Genomic DNA, 21,519 nt, shown 5'->3' on the forward strand with positions numbered 1-21,519 from the left:
ACCACGGTTGGTGATCGTCACGTCCGTGGTGAAGCCGGAGCCCCAGTCGTTCGTCTTGTAGTCCACGCTGCACTGAACGCCCGCTGCACGCGCGGTCGTCGCACCTGTGGCCAGCATCGACAGGGGCAGGGCCAGGGCGGCTGTCGTGGCGGTTAACGCCCGCCGAACAGTTCTGCGTTTACGTCCGGGATCCATGAACTGGTTCCTCCAAGCGGCTCAAAGCACGGGGAAGCACAAGTCTTGGCCAGTGGGAGCGCTCCCATCATGGGGATGGGGGCGGCAGCGGTCAAGGAGCTTGAAGACTCGAACACGCGAAAGGGTTGAGTTCAAAGGAAGTTCAGCCGTACCTCTGGGCAACCGCGCCACTTGGCGCTACTTTCCTTCGCACCAGTGGGAGCGGTTCCCATCAGTCGACGCGCCGGACACGGCGCGCCACACTGCGAGGAGTCGCTCATGCGACACCCCCCACGTTCATTTCTCCTCGTCAACCGCACGCGTCGGCATGCTCGTCTCCACCGCGGCGGTAACTTGATCCGGCTTCCGGGAGCAACGCGCCGCCGCAGGGCGGGCGCGCCGTGGCCGATCAGCGGGACCTCGGCTTCCGAGGATCAGTGTCGAACAGCAATGCCCTGCTCGCGTCCGGCAGTCGGCGACTGGCCACCGGCTTTCTCCGGCAGTGCGCCACGAACGACAGCTGGTCGGGCTTCGTCCTGACCGACGCGAGCGTCGGCTCAGACACTCCGGCCGCCTGAGTGGATGCCTTCGACGCTCCGACAATGCTCGAACTCGGGGACGCCGGCGGCTCCACCCGTTGAACCCCGAGTGGGGAGCGCTCCCAAAGTGAGTTCTCCTGTGTGTCCCGTGGCCGGGGCGCCGGCCGTCAGTGAACTGCTGCTCGGAGTCTTCCCTGCCCTTCGCCACGAGGCCACGTCGCCCCGTTCGCATCAACGTGCGCGATCACCTGCGCGTACTCAATCAGCGGAGAACCCCTCCAACCAGAAGGAACCCGTCATCATGAGTCGCACCAAACCCTCATTGCTCGCTGCGCTCGCGCTGCTCAGCGGGACCTCAGCGGCCGCATTCGTCTCGGCGCCGGCCGGCGCCGCGGCCGCACCCTGCACGGTGGACTACAAGGTGCAGAACCAGTGGGACACCGGCTTCACCGCCGCCGTCACGGTCACCAACAACGGCGCGGCCAAGTCGAGTTGGTCGCTGAAGTGGTCGTACGCCGGAAACCAGAGCATCAGCAATGGCTGGAACGCGAAGGTCAGCCAGAGCGGCACCTCCGTGACGGCCGCCAACGAGAGCTACAACGGCACGCTCGCCACCGGCGGTTCGGTCGGTTTCGGTTTCCAGGCGTCCTACAGCGGAACCAACGCGATTCCTGCCACGTTCACCCTCGACGGCGTGGCCTGCAACGTGGACGGCGGTGGACCGACCGACCCCGGGCCGACCGACCCCGGGCCGACCGACCCGGGGCCCACCGATCCGGGTCCGGGCGGGCCGAAGGCCGCCAACCCCTACGTCGGCGCGAAGGTCTACGTGAACCCGGAGTGGTCCGCGAAGGCGGCCGCCGAGCCGGGCGGCAGCCGCATCTCCAACCAGCCCACCGCCGTGTGGCTGGACCGGATCGCCGCCATCAACGGCGTGAACGGCGGCATGAGCCTGCGCGACCACCTCGACGAGGCGCTGAAGCAGAAGGGCAGCGGAGAACTCGTCGTCCAGCTGGTGATCTACGATCTGCCGGGCCGTGACTGCGCCGCCCTCGCATCCAACGGCGAACTGGGACCGAACGACCTCGACAAGTACAAGAGCCAGTACATCGACCCGATCACCTCGATCCTCTCCGATGCGAAGTACGCGGGCCTGCGGATCGCCACCGTCATAGAGCCCGACTCGCTGCCCAACCTGGTCACCAACGCCGGTGGCACCAACACCACCACCGACGCCTGCGTGACCATGAAGAGCAACGGCAACTACGAGAAGGGCGTCTCCTACGCTCTCGACAAGCTCGGTGCCCTAGCGAACGTGTACAACTACATCGATGCCGGCCACCACGGCTGGCTGGGCTGGGACAGCAACCTCGGTCCGTCCGTGCAGGAGTTCGCCAAGGTCGCCACGACCAACGGCGCGAGCGTGAGCGACGTCGCCGGTTTCATCGTCAACACCGCGAACACCAGCCCCACCAAGGAGCCGTATTACAAGGTCACGGACATGGTGAACGGCCAGACCGTGCGCCAGTCGAAGTGGGTGGACTGGAACCAGTACGTGGACGAGCAGTCCTTCGCCCAAGCGCTGCGGGACAAGCTGGTCGCGGCCGGGTTCGACTCGGGTCTCGGCATGCTGATCGACACCTCCCGCAACGGCTGGGGCGGCACCGCCCGGCCCACCAAGGCCGGCCCGACGACTTCGGTCGACGACTACGTCAACGGCAGCCGCATCGACCGGCGCATCCACGCCGGCAACTGGTGCAACCAGACCGGCGCAGGGATCGGCGAACGGCCCACCGCGGCCCCGGCCACCGGGATCGACGCCTACGTGTGGGTCAAGCCGCCGGGGGAGTCCGACGGCTCCAGCTCCGCCGTGCCCAACGACGAGGGCAAGGGCTTCGACCGCATGTGCGACCCCACTTACGGCGGCAACGCCCGCAACGGCAACAACCCCACCGGCGCCCTGCCGAACGCGCCGGTGGCCGGCCACTGGTTCTCCGCCCAGTTCCAGCAGTTGATGCAGAACGCCTACCCGCCACTGCCGTAACCGCGCGGCCGCCGCGGTGAGTCCTCACCGAAGGGAGCACCCCGGCGGACCGCGTCCCCTGTCAGATGTCTTGCCGGGGCTCAGCGCATGGGCCCCGGCAAGACGGCCGAACCAGGGCTGCGATGGCATCTCGGCACGGGCCGGGCACCTTGGAGCAGAACGACTAGCGCGAAATGGTCAAGAGTTGTGGATCGCGTGAAGGGTGGGTGCGCCGGTCATCCCTCGTCGAGACAGAGGCAAAAGGGGTGGCCGGCGGGGTCGAGGAGCACTCGGACGTTCTCCTGCGGTTGGTCCTCGGCCATTGTGGCGCCCAGGGCGACCGCCTCGGCGACCGCCGAGTCCAGATCGCCGACCTGGAAGTCGAAGTGCATCATCGGACGCTGTTCGCCATCGACCGGTGGCCAGACCGGAGCCCGGTAGCCCTCGGCCTGTTGGAATACGAAGAATGGCCCTTGTGGTGAGGCAGCGGCGATGGCGGTTCCGGGTTCCTCGTGTCCGAGGTGCCAGCCGAGGAGTTCAGCGTAGAACCTCGCCAAGCCGCTGGGGTCGGGCGCCTCGATCGCCGTTCCCCACCACATACCATCAGTTCGAGATTTCATCCCGGCAGCTTGCCTCATGATCCCGCGCTTGTCTCGGGTGAGGAGCGGTCAGGCAGCGGTGACTTCCTTGCGCTCGACTAGTGCCGCATCAAGCAACGTTTGCCCTGCCTGTACGGTCAAGGCATGGATGCCAGCGGCCAGCCCACTCTTGATGAGATCGAAGACTGCTTCGTTGAGCTTGTGGCGGGTCGGCTGTCCAGGGACGAGGCCGATCGCTGGGCGGCGAGGTGGGTGATGGAGGACGTGATCGTCTGGGACGACCTCTCCTGGTGGGCGCTGAACCGCCTCTACGGAATCGATCTCCCTGCGGGCGAGAGCGGCGGCTACCTGCACGACGACGAACAGGTACGGGCATGGCTTGCTGAACTGAGGAAACGCCGGGCGATGTGAAGCGGCCGCAGCTCCGTCCCAAGTCCCGGTCGCTGCCGCGATGTGCGCGTGGCCGAACGGGTGCGGGTACGGGAGATCGATGACGGCGAGGGCCGAAGACTGCTGCGGATCATCCGCAAGGGCACGGGATCGGTGGTGAACTGGCGGCGAGCCCAGGTGGTGTTGCCGTCCGCGCAGGACATGCCCGTGGCGAAGATCGCCGACGTGACGTTCATCAGTGCGGACCGGGTCAGGGACGTGGTCCACAACTTCAACGCCGACGGCTTCGAGGCGCTCTACCCGAAGTACAAGGGCGGCCGGCCAAGGACCTTCACCCTCCCGGCGCGTCGGGAGATCAAGCAGATCGCCAAGTCCAAGCCGGCCGAGCATGGCCTGCCGTTGTCGACCTGGAGCTTGGCCGAGCTCGCCGACTCCCTGGTAGCCGAGGGGGTGGTCGCCGACATCAGCTACGAGGGCCTACGGATCCTGCTCTGCGAGGAGGGCGTGTCCTTTCAACGCATGGTGCTTGCCCCAGGGGTCGAGAAGGTAGGGCGCGCCGGTCTCCACGGTGACGTCCAGCCCGTGCCGGGCCAGGTCCCGGGCGATCGCTGCCACCCGCCGGGGCAGATCGTCCGCGTACGGGTCGAGGTGGCCGTGGTCGAGAGTGAGCGCGACGCCGTCATAGCCGAGGTCGGCGAGGACCGCGAGGACGTCGCGCAGTCGGTGGTCGGTGAAGCCATTGGTGCCGTTGCAGAATCTGAGCGGTGTGGGGGGCGGGGTCATTCCGGCTTTTTTCCTGCGGAGGCTCGTGCTGTGCAGGTGGGGGAGATGCGCCGGGCGAGCCGCCGGCGAGCGGGTGTACGACACCGAGGGCCGCCGCCTCCGCCGTGGCCCCGCTCCGTGCGGTCAACGCTGCCTGAAGCGGCATCAGGCCGAGGATCCCGGCCCGGACGGCGCCGTACGTTCTCGCCCGACGGTTCCCGCACGGCACGGGCCTGAGCGGTTCCGTAGCTGCCGAGGTAGGCGAGGGCGCCCGCAGTCACGACGACGGCCCGGGCGATGGCGCCGGTGCGCCCCTGAAGTCGTCCGGCACGCAAGGCGACGGCCGTGCGGGCGGCCGGGAGTGCCGCGGCGAGGGCGGTGGTCGTGGCGGCGGCGCAGGTCGCGACCGGCAGCCGGGCGGGGGGCGCCCGAGATCTCGTGGCGGCTGAGGGCGGTCACGGTGTAGGTGTGGGCGCCGACCAGAGCGGCGGGGACGGCGCCGCGCAGCAGGGCGGCACCGGTCCCGGTCGTGGGGTGCGGTCCGCGCCCGGCGGCCAGCGCACCCGCGAGGACGTCGAGGGTCCGCGCGGCGTTTCCATGGCGGCCGGGCCGGCCGGGGTCGACTTCAGCTTGAGGTCGTACGCCCACCCGGCCGCGGCCGGTGCCCAAGCTCCCATGAGGCTCCGGCAGCCCCCCGAGGCGGCGGCGAGCGTGAGGGCTCCGGCGGTCAGGATGCCCGCGATGGCGAGGGCGGTACGGCGCCGGATCCGGCCGGACGGGACCGGGCGCTCGGGGCGCTCAACCGCGTCGACCGTGGCGTCGGCGTAGTCGTTGAGGGCCATGCCGGCTCAGTAGAGGCAGACGGACGACCCGATCACGCCGGTCGTCCGCACGCTCAGTGGGTGGCCCGTGGCGGCGGCCCCGGACTCGCAAACGTCGCGGAACTGGTCCGCGCCCCGGCTGCGTTGAGCGTGCCGGGCGACGTGCTCGCGGAGTTGTGAAGACAGTCGTCGATTTGTGATGTCGTCCGGAATGTCACGCGGCGATGGAGGACGGTGCCGGCTTCATCGCGGGCCTCTTGCGTGGTCCACGGCCGTGGCCCGGGCTTCGACACAGCCGAGAATCGACTCCAGCCCGAAGGACACATACGGATCATGAGCACCTGCGAGGGCGGAGCCGATCGCGAACGTGACGACGATCTGGGCGGCTTGCTCGGCATCCTGCCCGGTGAGGCCGGATGCCTCGCAGAGCGCGCGCAGGTGTTCGGCCATGGTCAGGAGGGCCGGCCGCCATTCGCGGTCGTCGAGAACCGGAAGAGGTGTCTCCCGCCAGACGGTGTCTGCGGCCAGCATGAGCAGACCGTGTCTGCTCTTGATGTACCAGTAGAGTGCCGCCGCGGTGATGGCGAGGCGACTGCCGGACCTGCGCATGCTCAGGTTCTGGATGCCTTCCTCGTCCATACACAGCAGAAGGTGATGTTGAACAGGACCATGACGACGACGGCACAGGGGTAGGGCGCCGATTCGAGAGGCGGGCCCGAGTACCGTCGCGCCGAGGGGGCGGTGTGCCGTATCCGTCGGCGCGGCGGTCCCTGCCGCGAGGCCGGCGCGTGTGTCAGTCCTCTGGACCTGCGGGTCCGATGCTGCGCAGCAGTCGTTCCCCGGACTCGCGGAGCTGGTCCTTGACCTCGTCGAGTCCGGACGTGAGCAGGGTGTGATCGCGTTTGCGCCAGGTGCCCGCGACCATCACCGCTTCGATGTTGGCGATGTCGGCGTGCAGGACTGTTGCGACCGGGTCGTGCGCCGGCCACAGGTTGAGGGCCCGGGCGTCGACGGCGACCAGGTCGGCTTGCATGCCCGCCTCGATCCGGCCCACCTGGTCGGCCAGGCCCAGTGCCTTCGCCCCTTCGACCGTGGCCCAGGCCAGTGCCTGTTTGGCGGTGACCGAAGCGGTATTGGCGTGCATGCCGGTCCGCTGCCGGTGCTCAGCGTGGTCCAGGCCGCGCTGATGGGCCAGGGCGATACGGGCCGCGGTGAGGAGCTTGCCGGGTACGGCGGTGTCGATGTCGGTCCCCAGGGAGGGCGCCGCGTCCAGACGCAGCAGAGACCCGGTGATGGGCGTGCCGTGTCCCTGGCCCAGTTCGTTCTCCGGGGTGGTGGTGAAGGTGACGCCCGCTTCGAGGAGCGTCTTGAGCCAGTCGTCCGGCAGGTCGGTCCCGTGCACGATGTTGGTCAGCGGGCTGAACAGCCCGGCGGCACGCACGGCTTCCCACCCGGGCGCCGGTGCTCCGCCGCTCTGGTGCATCGAAACGACGAGACCGCGTTCGGAGCCGGCCCGGAAGTCGACCACGGCCGCCTCGGGCGAGGAGTACTGCGGTCCCTGGAGTGCCATGCCCAGGGTGAGGAGGGCATGCTCGCGGACGGGGCCGTCGAGCAGCCGGTCGATCTCGGCGAGCGGGTGAGGGACGTCCGGCGCACGGTAGGGCGTGCCGTGCAGGAAGACGGCGCGGATACCGGCCTGGACCAGTCCCTCGACGGCCGCGTCGGCATGTTCGGGCGACAGGACGTTGTGACACCAGTCGCCGAGGGTGGTCGTACCGCAGTTGAGCTGGTTCAGCGCGCCGGCCAGATTGCTGATGTGCATGTCGGCCGGGGTGTAGTGCCCGACGCACGCACCGTGGAGGTGGGTGAGGTACTCCATCAGCGTCCAGTCGGCGCCCACCGAGCGCAGCGCGGTCTGCCAGGTGTGCAGGTGGGCGTTGACCAGACCGGGGATGACGATGCGGCCGGAGAAGTCGACGACTTCGGCGTGGGGTGCCTCGATGGTCGCGCCGACGGCGGCGATGCGGTCACCGTCGACGAGGATGTCAGCGTGCTCGGCGTCGGGACGGCCCGGCGCCATCGTGATGACCTGCGCTCCGCGCAGCAGTACGCGGCTCATGCGGGGACCTTCGAACCGGGGGAGGTGTGACTCTGCTGGGACATGTGCGGCTCCTTGCCTATGCCGGCGCCAATGCCTGCGGCGTCATGGCCCGCGCGGCGGATTGTGTGGTGGTGAGAAAGTCCCGGGTGGCGATGTGCCCGATGTACCCGTCGGGGCGGATCAGCAGCAACGTGTCGCCGTCCAGGCCGTAAGCCCGCTTCAGGGTGTTCTGGGGGTCGGAGAAGGCGAGGCCGTCGTCGGCGGTCGCCCCGACGGCCAGGCGTCTCAGCTGGGCGCCCGCCGCGGGCCAGGCGAGTTGTTCCAGGGCCCGGCCCGCACCGGCGCCGTAGGCGAGGGCGGTGAAGTGCGGCCCGCGGCAGACGTCGAACAGCCGGGACCCGGTCCCGTCGGCGCGCAGCAGCGCGGCGTCCGGGGCGCGGTCACCCACGTGCAGCGTCGAGGTGCGCATGCCGTCGGCGGGTGCCAGCGGACCGCCGTAGTACGTCAGGGCGAGTTGCTGCTCGTCCTTGCCCCGCTTCATGCTCGACGGGTCGAGCTTGGCGATGCCGCCCCACTTCTCCGTGGACAGGCCCAGGACCCCGGCGGCGATCGGCTGCCGCTCGGCCTCGTAGGTGTCCAGCAACGTGGCGTCCGCCCCGGCGAGGACCTGTCCGAGCTTCCAGCCGAGGTTGTAACCGTCCTGTACACCGGTGTTCAGGCCCTGTGCGCCGGCCGGGGTGTGTACATGTGCGGCGTCGCCGACGAGAAAGACACGCCCTCGGCCGTAGTGCTTGGCCAGGCGGATGTTGGGCCGGAACACCGACGTCCAGTGGATGTCGTGCAGTTGAATGCGCTTGTTGTGGGTGTGCGCGTGGATCCGCCGGAGGATGTCGTCCCTCTTCGCGGGCGGCTCCTCGTCCGGCCTGAGACGGATCATCCACTGGAACATGTCGCTGTGCGGGAGCGGGCAGGCGCCGATGAACTTGCCGCCCCGGCCCGGCCACATGTGCCACCGGTTGCGGGCCAGACCGCTCACCGAGGCGTCGACGAGCAGCATCCGGTCGCTCTCGTCCGTCGTCCCGGCGAACCCGATGCCGAGCTGTCTGCGCACCACACTGGAACCGCCGTCTGCGCCGACGACATACCGGGCGACGATCTCCTCCGCGCCGTCCGCGCCCGCCACCTCGGCGACCACCCTGTCCTCGTCCTGCGTCAGCTCGGTCAACTCCCTGCCGAACTCCACCTCATGGCCGAGTTCGCCGAGCCGGGCGTGCAGTGCGCGGTCCGTGCGGAACTGCGGGATCAGCCAGGTGTTCGGGTGCGGAACGTCCGGGGTCGCCTCCCGGTGCGTGAACATCCTCCAGGGCACGGTGAAGGGGCCCGCATGAATCCCGAGCTTGGGGTAGACGCTGCCGCCGGCCAGCACGTCGTTGAGGGCACCGAGGTCTTCCAGCACTTCGAGGCTGCGGGGCTGGATGCCCTTGGCGCGGGAACCGTCGAAGGCGTGCGACGACCTGTCGATGATCCGTACGTCGAGTCCCCGGCGTACGAGGTCGATCGCCACGGCGGAGCCGGAAGGGCCTGCACCGACGACCAGTACGTCGATGACCTGCGGGTTGTTCACGAGTCGAGCCTTTCGCTGCGTGCGACCACGAACGGGGCGATCTGATCGGCGACGTCCAGGGGCCGCTCGAACGGGGCCATGTGCCCACATTCCGGGATCACGTGATGGTGCTGGGGCTTCAGCAGGGCGCGAGCAGTGTCGAAGTGCCTCAGCGGCGTGACCTGGTCCTCGTCGCCCCACAGCAGCAGCGTCGGGATGTCCAGCGTTCCGGTCTTCCTGAAGAGGTCGTCCCTGCCGGAGACCGGCAGATGCTGCAGCGTGTCGAAGACGGCGTACAGCGAACCCTCGAAGCGGAAGGCGTCGAGGACCATGTCCGCGAGTTTCACGCCGAGTTCGGGGTCGCGGACGTTGTGCCCGAGGTGGCCCTGGAGTATCTGGCGGCCACGCCGCCGGGCGACGAAGCCGGCCAGCAGATCGCTGCGCAGCAGCCGGTGGGGGGAGGTCAGTTGCGGTTTCGCGAGGCCGGCGGGTCCGACGATGGTGAGGGTGGAGAGCGAAGCGGGGGACTGGGCGGCGTAGGTCATGGCGACGAGCGCGCCCATGGAGGTGCCGACGAAGTGCAGCAGCCGGGTCGTCAGGCCCAGCCGGTCCGTCAGCTCGGCCAGTTGCCGCGCGAACAGCCTCTCGTCGTACCGCGCTTGCACTCGGTCCGAGTAGCCGCGGCCGTACGCGCTGAAGGTCAGCGTCCGCAGTCCGCGGGCGTGTAGCTCGGTGACGAGGCCGTCCCAGTAGAACAACGGGATGGTCAGCCCGCCCGCCATAACGACCACCTCCCCGTGCTCGGGGCCGGTCAGTTCGTAGTGCGTGACACCGTCGGACAGCTCTATGAAGCTGCCGCGCAGGGCATGCCGCGAGTCGGCGGTGAGCCGGCGGTCCTCGGCCGCTGCGACGAAGTACTTCATGTGACGGGCCTCCTGGCCTCAGTTCGTGGGGGCGTCGGCCGCTGAGCCGAGGAACTTGGTGATCGCGTCCGCGACCCACTGCGGTTCCTCTTCCGGCAGCAGGTGACCGCCGTCGGGGTGCACCAGCTCCCTGGCGCCCGGAATATCGCGGGTGAAGTGCTGGCCGTCGATGTTCGCGCTGCGCAGCACGAGTGTGGGCACTGCGATGCCGGGAATCTGTGCGCTGCGGTCCGGTTGGTCGGTGTTGCAGAAGTCGACGAAGGCTGAGCGGTTTCCGGGGCGGCTCATGAGCTGATGGGCCCGGTCCACCATGGCGTCGTCCACGATCGTCGACCGCGGGCCGACGGCCGAGCGCAGGTTGCGCTCGATGGCGCCGCGCGGCATCACCCGCCGCAGCAGCGGGCGCAGCAGCGGAGTGCGGGCCAGGCGCATGCCTGCCGGCAACTCCTTCTCCGGGTACCCGGTGGCATTGACCAGCGCCAGCCCGGTCAGCCGCTCCGGGTGATCCAGTGCGAGGTTCCAGGCGATGTTGCCGCCCAGTGAATTGCCGCCCACCGCGTAGCGCGGCACGGCCAGCGCCTCCAGGAAGCGCGCCACCGTCGCGGCGTAGGTCGGGATGCGGTAGTCGCGGTCTTTGCGAGGGCCGGTCAGGCCGAACCCCGGCAGGTCGGGGCGGATGACATCGAACGACTCCGACAGCAGGTCCGCCGCTCGGTCGAAGTGCTGAAGCGACGACGCGCTGCCGTGCAGCAGTACGAGTGCCGGACCGCGGCCAGCGCGTTTGTAGTGGATCCGCAGACTGTCCACCACGACGAACCGGGAATCGGGCTGCGGCTCAGACCAGGTGCTCATAACGGATACAGTGTTATCGAAAAGTGGTGGTGTCAAGTGCCGGCCTCTGAGCGTCACGACCAGGTTGATCTTTTGTGAGGAACGAATCGTTGGTGACCGCGCTGCCGTTCAACGTGTCGCGGTGACGTCTCGCAGGGCGTCATCCGGAGCCGAATCGCCGCTTCTCGGGAGCCGGGCCCGTGCGGAACGTCGATCCGTCCGCTTTCGTGGCACATGGCGCGGTGGCTGCTGCTCACGAGGGCGTCTTTGCTGCGGCTGGGCGCGGCCTATCGCGTTCCGAGGGGCTGCGCCTGTGCGCCGTCACGCCCCCGCTGGGGGACGCGATCGGCACCGGCTTCGCCGGCTGCTCCCTCACTCTCCCGCCGGGTTCCTCGCTGTCCGCGTAGGAGCGGCTGGTGAGGCGGGCTCGGGGAGGGGGCGCCGGGCGACCTCGTGGGCGTCGTCCGGTGGGAGGCCCAGCATGCGCAGAACCATTTCGGCAAGGTTGACGGCGGCCTCGTCGCCGTCCAGGTCGGGGTGGGCGAACCTCAGCTCCACCAGGGGGAGCAGGGTTCCGCCGAGTGCGGTCAGGGCGACCGCCGGGTCGACAGCGGTGAAGCGGCCGGAGGCGACGCCGACCTCGAGGTCACGCAGGGCCCGTCGGGCCAGGCCGTTGGCCGAGTGGATGTGTCCGAGGCCGCGGTGGCGCAGTACCTGCATCAGTTCGGGGTGGGAGCCGGCCATGCGGGCGCTGAGCCGGAAGCCCGCCGCGACGAGCTCGGCCGGGTCGTCGATGCCTGCCAGGCGTTCATCGATGCTTTGGCCGTATTCCTCGAGAGCGTCCACCACTGCCGCGTCGAACAGCTCGGTCTTCGAAGGGAAGTGGTTGTAGAAGGAGCCGAAGCCGACGTCGGCGCGCTCGGCGATCGCCTGGATGCTGGCACCGGCCTCCCCGGTCTCGGCGAGTATCTGGCGGGCGGCACGAAGGAGAGCACGACGGGTCTCGGCGCGGCGCCGCTCGAACCGCTTGTCGGGCGGAGCTGGCGTAGACATGCGCGGAGTCTACCCATCGAGGCGATGAAAACAGCATCTCTGATGAGTTCATCATTGTTTTGCGCGATCACCTTGACGACGAGACCGTCAAACCTGATGATTCCCTCATTGTGGCGATGTTGCTCGGAGGGCACCATGTCTGAAATCCGCGTCGACGGGCCGATGTCATCACGTCCCATCAGGACCCCCGCAGCGAGCAGGGCACCCTGGGCGGGGAGCGTCCCGGCCGCCCCCGGAATCCCCCCGCCCGCTCGCCGTGCATGGCAATCCGGCGTGGTCGAACGTCCCGTCTCATCGGCCCGGCGTTCCGCGCGGCGGAGCTCGCTGATCTCGACCGGCTGGTGCGGGCGACCGGGGCCGAGGCGGGACGCGGACTTTCCGGGCGGCGGCAAGGCCGTCGACCTGCTCGACCCGTCCGGCTTCCTGGTGCAGGTCGTGTACTGCGGCGAGCTGGCCGGCCACGGCCTCAGCCCGCCCCTGACCGCCGGGCCGCTGGTGCGGCGCGGCCCGGCGGGGGCACATTCCCCCCAGCTGTGGGGGAGCGCAGACGGCCGGGGCACCCGGCTCGACGGCCTGCTCAGCGGCTATTTCACCATCCTGACTGCCGCCGAACCCGGCCCACGCTGAATGGCCGCGCTCAGGCGCTCGGCATCTCCGCGATGCCCGTGAGCGCCCTGGACGACGACGGCACGCTCGCCGCCTGGCTGCACGCCGGACGCGCGGACGCCGCGCTGCCGGGCCCCGACCCCGTCGTCCTGGACGTCGTTCCGGCCGGGGCGGGACTTCACCGGCACCGCCACCTGGACGTCCCTCCTGCAACCGCAGCCCCCCACCCACCCCGGCGGACCGCCGACAACAGCCTGCTGAGGAGCACCACACGATGACCAGGCCGGACCCCTTCATGACGCCTGATCCGCAGGTCGTCTCCGAGAGCTGCATCATGGACTTCGCCCGCCATGTCGGGATGGCGGACTCCGACTACGCCGCCCTGTACCGCTGGTCGGTCACCGACCTGGAGGGCTTCTGGGCCGCGGTGTGGGAGTACTTCGACATCGACGCGGAGACGCCGTACGAGCGGGTGCTGGCGGAGGAGCGGATGCCCGGCGCGCTTTGGTTCCCCGGCGCCACTCTCAACTACGCCCATCACGCCCTGCGCAACCTCGCCGACGACGCCGTGGCGGTCGTCGCCCTCGACGAGACGGGCTCCTGCTACGAGATGACCGCGGGCCGTCTGCGCGCCCAGGTCGCCTCCGTCGCCGCCACTCTGCGCGACCTGGGCGTGGGGAAGGGCGACCGCGTCGTGGGCTACCTGCCCAATACCCCGCACGCGATCGTCGCGTTCCTGGCCGTCGCGAGCCTGGGCGCGGTGTGGTCGGTGTGCGGACAGGACTACGCCCCCAAGGCCGCCGCGGATCGCTTCGCCCAGCTCGAACCCACCGTCCTGATCAGCGCCGATGGCTACCTGTTCAACGGCACCGCCCACGACCGCCGTGACGCCGTCCTCGAACTCGCCGAGGCGCTGCCGACGTTGAAGGCGACGCTGCTGGTGGAGCATGTGGGACTGCCGTGGCCGTCACGACCGTATCCCTCGCTGGTTGTTCCTTGGGAGGACGCCGCCACCCGCACGGAACAACTGACCTGTACTCCCGTGCCCTTCGACCACCCCCTGTGGGTCGTGTTCTCCTCCGGCACCACCGGTCTGCCCAAAGGGATCGTGCACGGCCACGGCGGTGTGCTGCTGGAACACCTCAAGACCCTGGGCCTGCACTCCGACCTCGGCCCCGGCGACCGCCTCCTGTGGTACACCACCACCCACTGGATGATGTGGACCCTGGTCGTCTCGACGCTGCTGACCGGCGCCACCGCCTGCACCTACGACGGCAGCCCGGCGCCCCTCTCCGAGCCTGACACTCTGTGGAAGCTGGCTGCCCGCCACCGGGTGACCGTTTTCGGCACCAGCCCCCAGTACCTGTTGGGCATGGCCAAGTTCGGCATCGACCCCTCGCTGCACGATCTGTCGTCGATCCGGGTGGTGGGCTGCACCGGCTCCGCCCTGCCCGCCTCCGCCTACCCCTGGGTGCGCGAGCACGTCGGCGAGCACGTCCTGCTGGCCTCCGTCAGCGGCGGCACGGACGTCGTTTCCGGCTTTGCGGGCAGCGCACCCAACACCCCCGTCTGGGCAGGGGAGTTGTCCGCTCCTCATCTGGGCGTGGCACTGGCCGCCTATGACGCGCAGGGCTTCCCGGTCGTGGACCGGGTCGGCGAGCTGGTCGTCACCCGCCCCATGCCGTCGATGCCGCTGTCCTTCTGGAACGACCCCGACGGCAGCCGCTACCGCGACGCCTACTTCTCGTTCTACCCCGGCGTCTGGCGGCACGGTGACTGGATCACGGTCACCGGCCACGGGTCGGTCATCGTCCACGGCCGCTCCGACAGCACTTTGAACCGCAACGGCGTACGCCTGGGCAGCGCCGATATCCACGACGTCGTCGAACGTCTCCCCGAGATCGCGGAAGCCCTCGTCATCGGAGCGGAGGAGCCCGACGGCGGCTACTGGATGCCGCTGTTCGTGGTCCTCACCGCCGGAACCGAACTCGACGCCACTCTCCGCGACCGCATCCGAGAGGCCATCCGCAACGAAGCCTCACCCCGCCACGTGCCCGACGACATCCTCGAAGTACCGGGCATCCCGCATACGCGCACCGGCAAGAAACTCGAAGTCCCTGTCAAACGCCTCCTCCAGGGAGCCCCGGTCGAGCAGGTCGTCAACCTGGCCACCGTGGATGCCCCCGACCTCATCGACCATTACGCCCGCTTGGGCGCTGCACGCAGGGGCCGATCGGCATGACGACCGCGCACACCACCCTCGCCGTCGTGCTGTCCCTGGTCTTCCTCCCCCTGGGGCTGGCGAAGATGGCCGTCGTGCCGTTCATGCGCCAGGCAGCCGAGCATCTCGGCATGTCGCCGGGCCGGTACCGTGTCATCGGCACGCTGGAAGTGGCGGGAGCCGCCGGGCTGCTGCTCGGCCTGGCTTCGGCCCCGCTCGGGGTGGCCGCCGCTGCCGGGCTGGCTCTGCTCATGGTGGCTGCCGCAGCGGTTCACCTGCGCCACGGTGACCCGCCCGGCCGGGCCCTGCCCGCCGCAGTACTGGCTCTGACGGCGCTGGCGTGCGCCGGGGCGGCGATCGCCGCCGGCTGACGGCCCGGGTGCGCGGCGCTTCGAGCGGAAGCAGGTCGGCGGTCGACGGCTCACGACCCTCCACCCGCCTGCACCTCATCCGTGACCAGCGCCTCCTACGCGCGGTGTCCGACGCTGGCAGCACCACCCGCCGCTTGCTCCGACGCGCGAAGGGAAACTTCCACAGTTCTGATGATTTCATCGTTTCCCTTCTCGTAACCCTTGACGCAGCATTCCATCAAGATTGACCATTTCGTCATTATGGCGCTGTTGCGCACCCCCGTCATGCCCCCGCTGCCTCACCGTCCCTTCAGGAGGGGCTGTTCTCATGCCCACACGTACGCAGATTCCCGTCTACCACCCCGACCTGTACTCGGCATCGGCCATCCGCGACACGTATCCGCACTACGCCGCGCTGCGTGAACTCGGTCCCGTGGTCTGGCTGAGCAAGCACAAGGTCCACGCCCTGCCGCGGTACGCCGAGTGCAAGCAGGTGCTGCTGGACGACGAGACCTTCGTCTCCTCGGGCGGCGTCGCCCTGAACCCCGTCGCCAACCGCGTGGGCCAGGGCACCACCCTGTTCAGTGACGGCGACGACCACGCCCGCCGCCGCTCCCTCCTCGCGCACCGCCTCACCCCCAGGGCGCTGCGCACCATGAACGACATGGTCGACCAGCAGGCGGTCACCGTGGTTGAGGCCGCTGTCGCCCGGCGCACCATCGATGCGGTGGAGGTCGCCATGGCCCTGCCGATGTCCGTCGTCCCCGACCTGGTGGGCTGGCCCCAGCAGGGCCGCGAGCACCTGCTGCGCTGGGCAGGCGCCACCTTCGACGCCCTTGGCCCGCTCAACTGCCAGGCGGTGCGCACCCTCCCCGCCTCCCTCGGCATGCTGCGCTACGCGCGCGGTGTCGTCCGTGACCGGTCCGTGCTGGACAGCAGCCTGGGCGACGACCTGCTGCGTGCCGCCGACGAGGGCCGGATCATGCCCGCCGAGTGCGCCACCATGATGATCGACTACCTGGCACCCTCCCTGGACACCACCATCAGCGCCATCTCCAGTGCCCTGTACCTGTTCGCCACCCACCCCGAACAGTGGCGCCTGCTGAAGGCGGATCCCGACCTCCTGTCGAATGCGGTCAACGAGGTGGTCCGGTACGAGTCCCCGATCCGTGGCTTCTCCCGGACCGTGGCCCATGACACGGAATTGGCGGGCATCCCTCTGTCCAAGGGCTCCCGGGTGCTGGTCCTCTACGGCTCCGCCAATCGCGACCCGCTGGAGTGGGACGACCCGGACACCTTCGACATCCGGCGCGACGTCGCCCGCCAACTCGGCTTCGGGCAGGGCACCCACGGCTGCGCCGGCCAGGGCCTGGCCCGCATGGAGACCTCAGCGATGCTCCGCGCCCTGGTCGAACGCGTCGACCGCATCGAGGTGGCCGGAACACCCGAGTGGGCCCTGAACAACGTCATCCACCGCCTCGAGCGCCTGCCGCTCGAACTCATCCCCGCCTGAACCCCACCGCATGCCCGTTCAAGGAGAGCTGAGGACAGCACCATGAAGATCTCCGTCGACCATCCACGCTGCGAAGGCCACGGCCTGTGCGCCGACCAGGCCCCCGACGTCTTCAGCCTGGACGACGACGCCGAACTCACCCACCACTTCGAGGGCACCGACGTCCCCGACGAGCACCAGCCCGCCGCCCGCGCGGCCGTCAACGCCTGCCCCGTCGCCGCCCTGCGAGTCCTGTCGTGACCGCACCGCGCTCGGTGCTCATCGTCGGCGAGTCACTCGCCGGCACCACCGCAGCCCGCCACCTGCGCACCCTCGGCCACACCGGACCCCTCACGATCATCGGCGCCGAGGAGTACGGCGCGTACTCCCGCCCGCCCCTGTCCAAGGCGGTCCTGAAGGACCCGGCCGCGGACCAGACCCTGGGCCCGGCCCTCGACGGGATCGACGTCGACGTCATCCGCTCGGCCGCCGTCGCGGCCGACACCCGGCGCCGCACCGTCACGACCGCCGACGGCCGCCAGGTCGGCTACGACGCGCTGATCGTCGCCACCGGCGCGGACGCCCGCAGGCTGGCCGCCCCCGGGCAGCGGGGCGAACTCAGCCTGCGCACCTTGGACGACGCCCGCCGGCTCCGCGCCCGCCTGGCGGACGCCGGCTCGGCGATCGTGGTCGGTGCCGGCTTCCTCGGCATGGAGGTGGCCAGCGCCTGCGCCGCCCGCGGCATCCCGGTCACCGTCGTGGACGCCGACCGGCCGCTGGAACGCATCCTCGGCGACCACCTGTCCGCCGAGATCACCGCACGTGCCGCAACACACGGCATCCGCTTCATACAGGCCACCGGCTTCGCCACCCTGACCGGCGACCCCGTGAGCGGCGTGGCGCTGCCCGACGGAAGCGAGCTCCCGCGGACCTGGTGGTCACCTGCGCCGGAGAAGTACCCAGCACCGGCTGGCTGGCGGGGACCGGCCTCGCCGACCGCCTCGGCGTCGGCATCGACGATGCCTGCGCCACCACCGTGCCCGGCGTGTTCGCCGCCGGCGACGTCACCTACCTCCGCGGCGACGGCACCCGGCCCGGCCGGCGAGCGCCCTTCTGGTCCAACGCCGTCGCCCAGGGCAGGGCCGCGGCGGCCTCCGCTCTCGGCCTCCCACCGCAGGGACCAGTTCAGGACGACTACTTCTGGACCGAGATCGCCGGTCTCACCGTCAAGATCGTCGGCCGCCTGCCGCTCCTCGGAGAACCGACCACGGTGCAGGGCAGCGTGGCCGACGGACGCGCGCTGCTGACCTGGAGCCATGCGGACGGAACATCGACGGCGGTCGCCTACGGACTGCGCAGACCGGTCGCCGCGCTGCGCGCCTTGGCCGCCGCGTCTTTGCCGCCGTCACCGTGACGGCGGCACATGTGCGTTGCGACGCAGGGAAGCTACGGGCGCGGGTATGGCCGGGGTGCCGTTTCGCGGCGCGCTCGGGCTGAACCGCCCGGTTCCGGCAGCACGGTCGGCCACACCGCGCACGGGCCGGGCGAGTTTCGGGCTGTCTCGGCCGGCCTCACGAGAAGACCGACAGTCACGCTGCGTAGGTGACCACACGAAGTGGAGCAGAGCCCCAAAGAAGTGACACAGCCAGCGGACGTTCCGCGCGCGTAACGGATGGTCCGGTCACAGCCTGCTGATGCTCGGGGCTTCTGCGCAGGTCAGCCACGCCCCGAACTATCTGGTTCGGGCACGTCCCCCTTTACGGCGACCACCGTGTAGTTCTCTGCGTCCAGGTCGAAGGTGTTGGACTCCACCCCGAGTCCGACCGCATGCAGCTGCGAGACCAGCTCCTCCTGCCGGAACGGCCAGCACGACAGCCTCTCGGCACACGTCAGTACCGAACCGTCCGACGCCACCTGCGCCACAGCAATCTCCAGATGGTGCTCTTCGTCCCAGCGCTGCTCGATCTGCCAGTTGTAGACGACGACCGCGTCGCGTCCTTGACGGCGGACGAGTCGTTGACCCACGTCCAGACGAGACCCACGCGCTCGTACGAGCTCCCAGGTGCGGGATGTGAGGACGAGGCGTCCGCCGCGGCCCAAGAGCCGCGACATGGCGGTGAGCGCATCGAACCGGGCAGAGGCACCCTCGGCATGGGCGAGCGAGTTGCCCACGCAGAAGACCACATCGAAGGGCGGGGACCCATCGAGACAATCGGACAGCTCGTCCCAGCTGACGCGCAACGTGCGCAGCGGGACACCATGTTGCTCCGCGAGTTGCTGGGTCCGGCGCACCATCGCAGCGCTCGCGTCTGTCGCCGTCACATCCAGGCCGAGCGCAGCAAGACCCACCGCGAGTTGTCCGGTGCCACACGCGCAGTCGAGAACGCGCGCTTCCGGGGGAAGCCGTTTGACCAGGTCACCGAACGCAGCGACAGAGCCTGCGGGCGTCAGCTTCTCTTCTGGCATCAGCCACTCATAAACATCCGAGAGGGCCCCGTAACCGGCCACAGCCATACACCCCAACCAAGCTCGACAACGTCCCAGGCGCAGGTGCTCGCCCCAGAGAATCACTCCAACCCTGCGACACACCACAGGTTTAGAGGTCCCTGAACCATTCCGGCTTTCCTGCCGGTGTTTTGCTGGCCGGTAGTCAGTCGGCCGGGGATTCTGTGTCAGCGTAGTGTGCTGCCTCGAACTCGGTGGGGCTGATCATGCCCAAACTCGAGTGCAAGCGGCGGTTGTTGTACCACTCCACCCAGGCGGCGGTGGCGTACTCGACGTCGGCCACGGTCCGGTAGGGGCCGTCATGGAAAACCTTGGTGCGGATGCACTCGGCTTTGTAGAGGCCGTTGATCGTCTCCATCAGCGCGTTGTCATAGGCGTCTCCGACGCTGCCGATCGAGGGCCTGATGCCTTCGATGTGAAGGTGCTCGGTGAATCGCACGCTGGTGTATTGCGACCCCGCATCGCTGTGGTGGATCAACTGGCCACGCTCGATGGGGGTTCCTTCGTGGCTGCGGCGCCACAGTGCCATCCGCAGAGGCACGTCAACCAGCTCCACATCCCGTTTGACCGACGCGTGCCAGCTGACGATCTTCTGGGAGAAGCAGTCGACGATGAACGCGACGTAGGTGAAGCACTGGTAGGTGCGGACATAGGTGAAGTCGGTGATCCATTTTCGGTCCGGAGCCGGGGCTGTGAAGTCGCGGTCCAACAGGTCCGCCGCCCGCGCGTCGGCCGGGTTCGGGATCGTTGTTCGGGGTCTTCGCCCGCGCACGACGCCGCTCAGCCCGAGCGAGTGCATCGCGCGGTCGACGGCTCCGAACCCGGCATCGGGCAGGAGAGTGCGGCGGATGAGAGCCAGCATCTTGCGCCGGCCATAGAGTCCTTCTGGAGCCAGCACACGCGCGCCGGCCGCGTTGGTGGTGAACGCCAGCTGGCGGATGGCGTCCTCGACCAGGGCGTCGCTCACGGTTCGGGCCGCAGGCCGGTTGCCAGGACCCGTTGGGGCACACCAGGCCCGCAAGGTTCGTGCCGCGATCTTCAGTCCTGCCTGGTTCAGGGCTATGAGGATCGACTCGACGGCGTGACCGACGGCCCGCATCTGATCGACAAACGCCACGATCAGCGGTTTCGGGGGTCGAGCTCCCCCGCGAGGAAAATCGTCGCGGACTTCAGTACCTCGTTGACCTCACGCAGCCGCTTGTTCTCCGCCCGCAGCCTGCGCAGTTCCTCGCGTTCGTCCGTGCTGACGCCCGCGGCCTGGCCGTTGTCGATCTCGTGTTGCATCACCCAGCGCCGCACAGATTCCCGGGAGACTCCGAGCGACTCGGCGACTTGGATGTGCACGGCACGTTCGGAGGAGTACTCCGCACGATGCTGTGTCACCAGCCGCACAGCTTGGCCACGAAGGGCTTCGTCAATCTTCTTGGGCACGGGACCCATCCTCTCTCCTAGCTCACAACGGAGCGGCAGAGAAGTCGGAACGGTTCACCCTGCATTGAGGCCAGTCTCTTTGGCCAGCTTCTGGTTCAAACATGCGCGCTCGTCCTTCTTCTGGCCGTGGTGCGATGACGTCCGTCTGCGCTCTGGCTCCGAAGACCGCAGCACCGCCGCCGGCCTCCGAAGATCCATTGCGTGGCTGAGCGCGCCCTGGATCAAGTCATCGGGCACGTATAGCGCTCGGTCTGCAATCCGATGGCATCCAGAACCGCACGGAGCAGAAGCGAGTCGCCGCGGCCTGTCATGCGTCCTGATCCGACGCTTTCACCAGGAAGGGATCGTGGCCAGGAGATCACGGCCCTGTGTGATGTCGGCCGGGAGGAGGTATGAGCCGAAGACCGGGTCATCGCATGATGCTGCCGCGCCGGCCACCGCCCGGTGAATCAGGATGTGGTCAGGAAGGCCGGTGAGTCCGTCTGGCCCTACGGTGAGGACGACATCAGGAATGATCGTCTGGATCTGGTCAGCAATGACTTCGGTCAGATCTGAGACCGATGCGGTGGTCAGCGAGCCGGGCGTTGGCCGCCCTGCGGTATCCGTCCGTCGTCCTTCGGCCAGCCAGTTCCATTCGTTCACGCCGAGCCTGGTGCATGCCGCATCCAGCCGCGCGGATCGGCGTCGACGCGCCTCAGCGCTGGAAGTGACGTCATTCTCAGCGGCCTTGCCGCCCGAAGCGGTGCGCAGGACGACTCGGCTTCCCTGCCGGCTCAGCATGGCGATCGCCGCACCATGGGCGAACACCTCGTCGTCGGGATGCGCCGTCAGCACGAGGGCCGTCGATCCCCTGCCCAGATGGCTGAACAACACAGCAGGCTCCCCAGACTGACGGACCGGCAGGCTGTCGCTGTGCCGGCATGCCGAGGAGTACGGGCCCGCCTCCGGCTGTCGTGTCAATCTGGTTGATCTTGGACTCGGCGCCGTTCAGGCTGACGCGGAGTCCTTCGATCTCGCCCAGCCAGCGTTGCTGCTCCGACTCAGCAATGCGGTCGATGAGGTTGTCGCAGATCTCGACCAGACGGCCCCGCTGCG

At 69.1% G+C, this 21,519-nt stretch carries 20 protein-coding genes and 4 pseudogenes; 11 read left to right on the forward strand and 13 right to left on the reverse strand.

Going from position 1 to position 21,519, the window contains the following annotated elements; all coding sequences use genetic code 11:
- On the reverse strand, positions 1-195 hold a 195-nt coding region (locus DI272_RS44865), incomplete at its 3' end, for a cellulose-binding domain-containing protein (protein ID WP_219933831.1).
- 416 nt (positions 196-611) lie between these two features.
- Between DI272_RS44865 and DI272_RS44320 the strand changes: the two genes are divergently transcribed.
- Both DI272_RS44320 and DI272_RS00010 read left to right on the forward strand, forming a co-directional pair.
- Positions 612-752: a hypothetical protein gene (locus DI272_RS44320; RefSeq protein WP_181387030.1), complete on the forward strand. Its 141-nt coding sequence runs from the start codon at positions 612-614 to the stop codon at positions 750-752.
- Between the two features lie 262 nt (positions 753-1,014).
- Positions 1,015-2,757: a glycoside hydrolase family 6 protein gene (locus tag DI272_RS00010; protein WP_109493087.1), complete on the forward strand. Its 1,743-nt coding sequence runs from the start codon at positions 1,015-1,017 to the stop codon at positions 2,755-2,757.
- Between the two features lie 215 nt (positions 2,758-2,972).
- On the opposite strand, the gene DI272_RS00015 is transcribed toward DI272_RS00010, so the two are convergent.
- Entirely contained in the window at positions 2,973-3,356 is a 384-nt protein-coding gene (locus DI272_RS00015; RefSeq protein ID WP_258314395.1) for a VOC family protein, read from the reverse strand.
- 123 nt (positions 3,357-3,479) lie between these two features.
- On the opposite strand from DI272_RS00015, the gene DI272_RS00020 reads away from it, so the two are divergent.
- Both DI272_RS00020 and DI272_RS45920 read left to right on the forward strand, forming a co-directional pair.
- Complete coding sequence (locus tag DI272_RS00020) at positions 3,480-3,746, forward strand: hypothetical protein (protein ID WP_109493089.1); 267 nt, start codon at positions 3,480-3,482, stop codon at positions 3,744-3,746.
- Between the two features lie 48 nt (positions 3,747-3,794).
- Positions 3,795-4,247: pseudogene (locus DI272_RS45920) on the forward strand (transposase); the annotation flags it as partial.
- On the opposite strand, the pseudogene DI272_RS44995 reads toward DI272_RS45920, so the two are convergent.
- From DI272_RS44995 to DI272_RS00065, 8 genes and pseudogenes are all read right to left on the reverse strand, one after another.
- Positions 4,245-4,508 (reverse strand): annotated as a pseudogene (locus DI272_RS44995) (sugar phosphate isomerase/epimerase); the annotation flags it as partial. The pseudogenes DI272_RS45920 and DI272_RS44995 overlap by 3 nt on opposite strands.
- A gap of 434 nt (positions 4,509-4,942) precedes the next feature.
- Positions 4,943-5,329 carry a UbiA family prenyltransferase gene (locus tag DI272_RS45000; protein WP_258314396.1) on the reverse strand — a complete coding sequence of 129 codons (387 nt, stop codon included), beginning with the start codon at positions 5,327-5,329 and terminating at the stop codon, positions 4,943-4,945.
- Positions 5,330-5,551: 222 nt separating this feature from the next.
- Entirely contained in the window at positions 5,552-5,947 is a 396-nt protein-coding gene (locus DI272_RS00040; protein ID WP_109493090.1) for a hypothetical protein, read from the reverse strand.
- Positions 5,948-6,101: 154 nt separating this feature from the next.
- Entirely contained in the window at positions 6,102-7,427 is a 1,326-nt protein-coding gene (locus DI272_RS00045; RefSeq protein WP_109493091.1) for an amidohydrolase family protein, read from the reverse strand.
- Between the two features lie 58 nt (positions 7,428-7,485).
- Entirely contained in the window at positions 7,486-9,033 is a 1,548-nt protein-coding gene (locus DI272_RS00050; RefSeq protein WP_109493092.1) for an FAD-dependent oxidoreductase, read from the reverse strand.
- A complete protein-coding gene (locus DI272_RS00055; RefSeq protein WP_109493093.1) occupies positions 9,030-9,935 on the reverse strand; it encodes an alpha/beta fold hydrolase in 906 nt (301 codons plus the stop codon). Before DI272_RS00055 ends, DI272_RS00050 begins: the two co-directional genes overlap by 4 nt.
- Before the next feature lie 18 nt (positions 9,936-9,953).
- Positions 9,954-10,787, reverse strand: coding sequence for an alpha/beta fold hydrolase (locus DI272_RS00060; RefSeq protein WP_109493094.1), 834 nt, complete (start codon positions 10,785-10,787; stop codon positions 9,954-9,956).
- A 351-nt stretch (positions 10,788-11,138) separates the two neighbouring features.
- Positions 11,139-11,819, reverse strand: a complete 681-nt coding sequence (locus DI272_RS00065; RefSeq protein ID WP_109493095.1) for a TetR/AcrR family transcriptional regulator — start codon at positions 11,817-11,819, stop codon at positions 11,139-11,141.
- A 135-nt stretch (positions 11,820-11,954) separates the two neighbouring features.
- On the opposite strand from DI272_RS00065, the pseudogene DI272_RS00070 reads away from it, so the two are divergent.
- The 7 genes and pseudogenes from DI272_RS00070 to DI272_RS00100 form a co-directional block, all read left to right on the forward strand.
- A pseudogene (locus DI272_RS00070) lies at positions 11,955-12,269 on the forward strand (2,3-dihydroxybiphenyl 1,2-dioxygenase); the annotation flags it as partial.
- Positions 12,270-12,478: 209 nt separating this feature from the next.
- Positions 12,479-12,703: a hypothetical protein gene (locus DI272_RS00075; protein ID WP_109493096.1), complete on the forward strand. Its 225-nt coding sequence runs from the start codon at positions 12,479-12,481 to the stop codon at positions 12,701-12,703.
- Positions 12,700-14,667: an acetoacetate--CoA ligase gene (locus tag DI272_RS00080; protein WP_109493097.1), complete on the forward strand. Its 1,968-nt coding sequence runs from the start codon at positions 12,700-12,702 to the stop codon at positions 14,665-14,667. The genes DI272_RS00075 and DI272_RS00080 overlap by 4 nt, the downstream gene beginning before the upstream one ends.
- Positions 14,664-15,017, forward strand: coding sequence for a DoxX family protein (locus DI272_RS00085; protein WP_109493098.1), 354 nt, complete (start codon positions 14,664-14,666; stop codon positions 15,015-15,017). The genes DI272_RS00080 and DI272_RS00085 overlap by 4 nt, the downstream gene beginning before the upstream one ends.
- Positions 15,018-15,324: 307 nt before the next feature.
- Entirely contained in the window at positions 15,325-16,509 is a 1,185-nt protein-coding gene (locus tag DI272_RS00090) for a cytochrome P450 (protein WP_109493099.1), read from the forward strand.
- A 42-nt stretch (positions 16,510-16,551) separates the two neighbouring features.
- A complete protein-coding gene (locus DI272_RS00095) occupies positions 16,552-16,749 on the forward strand; it encodes a ferredoxin (RefSeq protein WP_109493100.1) in 198 nt (65 codons plus the stop codon).
- Positions 16,750-16,763: 14 nt separating this feature from the next.
- A pseudogene (locus DI272_RS00100) lies at positions 16,764-17,902 on the forward strand (NAD(P)/FAD-dependent oxidoreductase).
- A 302-nt stretch (positions 17,903-18,204) separates the two neighbouring features.
- Here the strand turns inward: DI272_RS00100 and DI272_RS00105 are convergent.
- The 3 genes from DI272_RS00105 to DI272_RS00115 form a co-directional block, all read right to left on the reverse strand.
- Complete coding sequence (locus DI272_RS00105) at positions 18,205-18,954, reverse strand: bifunctional 2-polyprenyl-6-hydroxyphenol methylase/3-demethylubiquinol 3-O-methyltransferase UbiG (protein ID WP_109493101.1); 750 nt, start codon at positions 18,952-18,954, stop codon at positions 18,205-18,207.
- A gap of 184 nt (positions 18,955-19,138) precedes the next feature.
- Positions 19,139-20,424, reverse strand: a protein-coding gene (locus DI272_RS00110; RefSeq protein WP_109500591.1) for an IS3 family transposase whose coding sequence is annotated in 2 segments (ribosomal slippage) — positions 19,139-20,145 and positions 20,145-20,424 — 1,287 coding nt in all. Because the reading frame shifts where the segments join, the coding sequence is not laid out codon by codon here.
- Between the two features lie 330 nt (positions 20,425-20,754).
- Positions 20,755-21,294, reverse strand: coding sequence for a PIG-L family deacetylase (locus DI272_RS00115; protein ID WP_181387031.1), 540 nt, complete (start codon positions 21,292-21,294; stop codon positions 20,755-20,757).
- Positions 21,295-21,519: the final 225 nt, after the last annotated feature.

Origin of the sequence: Streptomyces sp. Act143, assembly GCF_003143935.1 — a bacterium.
Lineage (GTDB): Bacteria > Actinomycetota > Actinomycetes > Streptomycetales > Streptomycetaceae > Streptomyces.

Excerpts from the sequence above, each read along its gene's own strand:
- DI272_RS00010 (WP_109493087.1), top strand. The coding sequence starts at position 1,015 with ATGAGTCGCACCAAACCCTCATTGCTCGCTGCGCTCGCGCTGCTCAGC.
- DI272_RS00015 (WP_258314395.1), bottom strand. The coding sequence starts at position 3,356 with ATGAAATCTCGAACTGATGGTATGTGGTGGGGAACGGCGATCGAGGCG.
- DI272_RS00020 (WP_109493089.1), top strand. The coding sequence starts at position 3,480 with ATGGATGCCAGCGGCCAGCCCACTCTTGATGAGATCGAAGACTGCTTC.
- DI272_RS45000 (WP_258314396.1), bottom strand. The coding sequence starts at position 5,329 with ATGGCCCTCAACGACTACGCCGACGCCACGGTCGACGCGGTTGAGCGC.
- DI272_RS00040 (WP_109493090.1), bottom strand. The coding sequence starts at position 5,947 with ATGGACGAGGAAGGCATCCAGAACCTGAGCATGCGCAGGTCCGGCAGT.
- DI272_RS00045 (WP_109493091.1), bottom strand. The coding sequence starts at position 7,427 with ATGAGCCGCGTACTGCTGCGCGGAGCGCAGGTCATCACGATGGCGCCG.
- DI272_RS00055 (WP_109493093.1), bottom strand. The coding sequence starts at position 9,935 with ATGAAGTACTTCGTCGCAGCGGCCGAGGACCGCCGGCTCACCGCCGAC.
- DI272_RS00060 (WP_109493094.1), bottom strand. The coding sequence starts at position 10,787 with ATGAGCACCTGGTCTGAGCCGCAGCCCGATTCCCGGTTCGTCGTGGTG.
- DI272_RS00065 (WP_109493095.1), bottom strand. The coding sequence starts at position 11,819 with ATGTCTACGCCAGCTCCGCCCGACAAGCGGTTCGAGCGGCGCCGCGCC.
- DI272_RS00075 (WP_109493096.1), top strand. The coding sequence starts at position 12,479 with ATGCCCGTGAGCGCCCTGGACGACGACGGCACGCTCGCCGCCTGGCTG.
- DI272_RS00080 (WP_109493097.1), top strand. The coding sequence starts at position 12,700 with ATGACCAGGCCGGACCCCTTCATGACGCCTGATCCGCAGGTCGTCTCC.
- DI272_RS00085 (WP_109493098.1), top strand. The coding sequence starts at position 14,664 with ATGACGACCGCGCACACCACCCTCGCCGTCGTGCTGTCCCTGGTCTTC.
- DI272_RS00090 (WP_109493099.1), top strand. The coding sequence starts at position 15,325 with ATGCCCACACGTACGCAGATTCCCGTCTACCACCCCGACCTGTACTCG.
- DI272_RS00095 (WP_109493100.1), top strand. The coding sequence starts at position 16,552 with ATGAAGATCTCCGTCGACCATCCACGCTGCGAAGGCCACGGCCTGTGC.
- DI272_RS00105 (WP_109493101.1), bottom strand. The coding sequence starts at position 18,954 with ATGCCAGAAGAGAAGCTGACGCCCGCAGGCTCTGTCGCTGCGTTCGGT.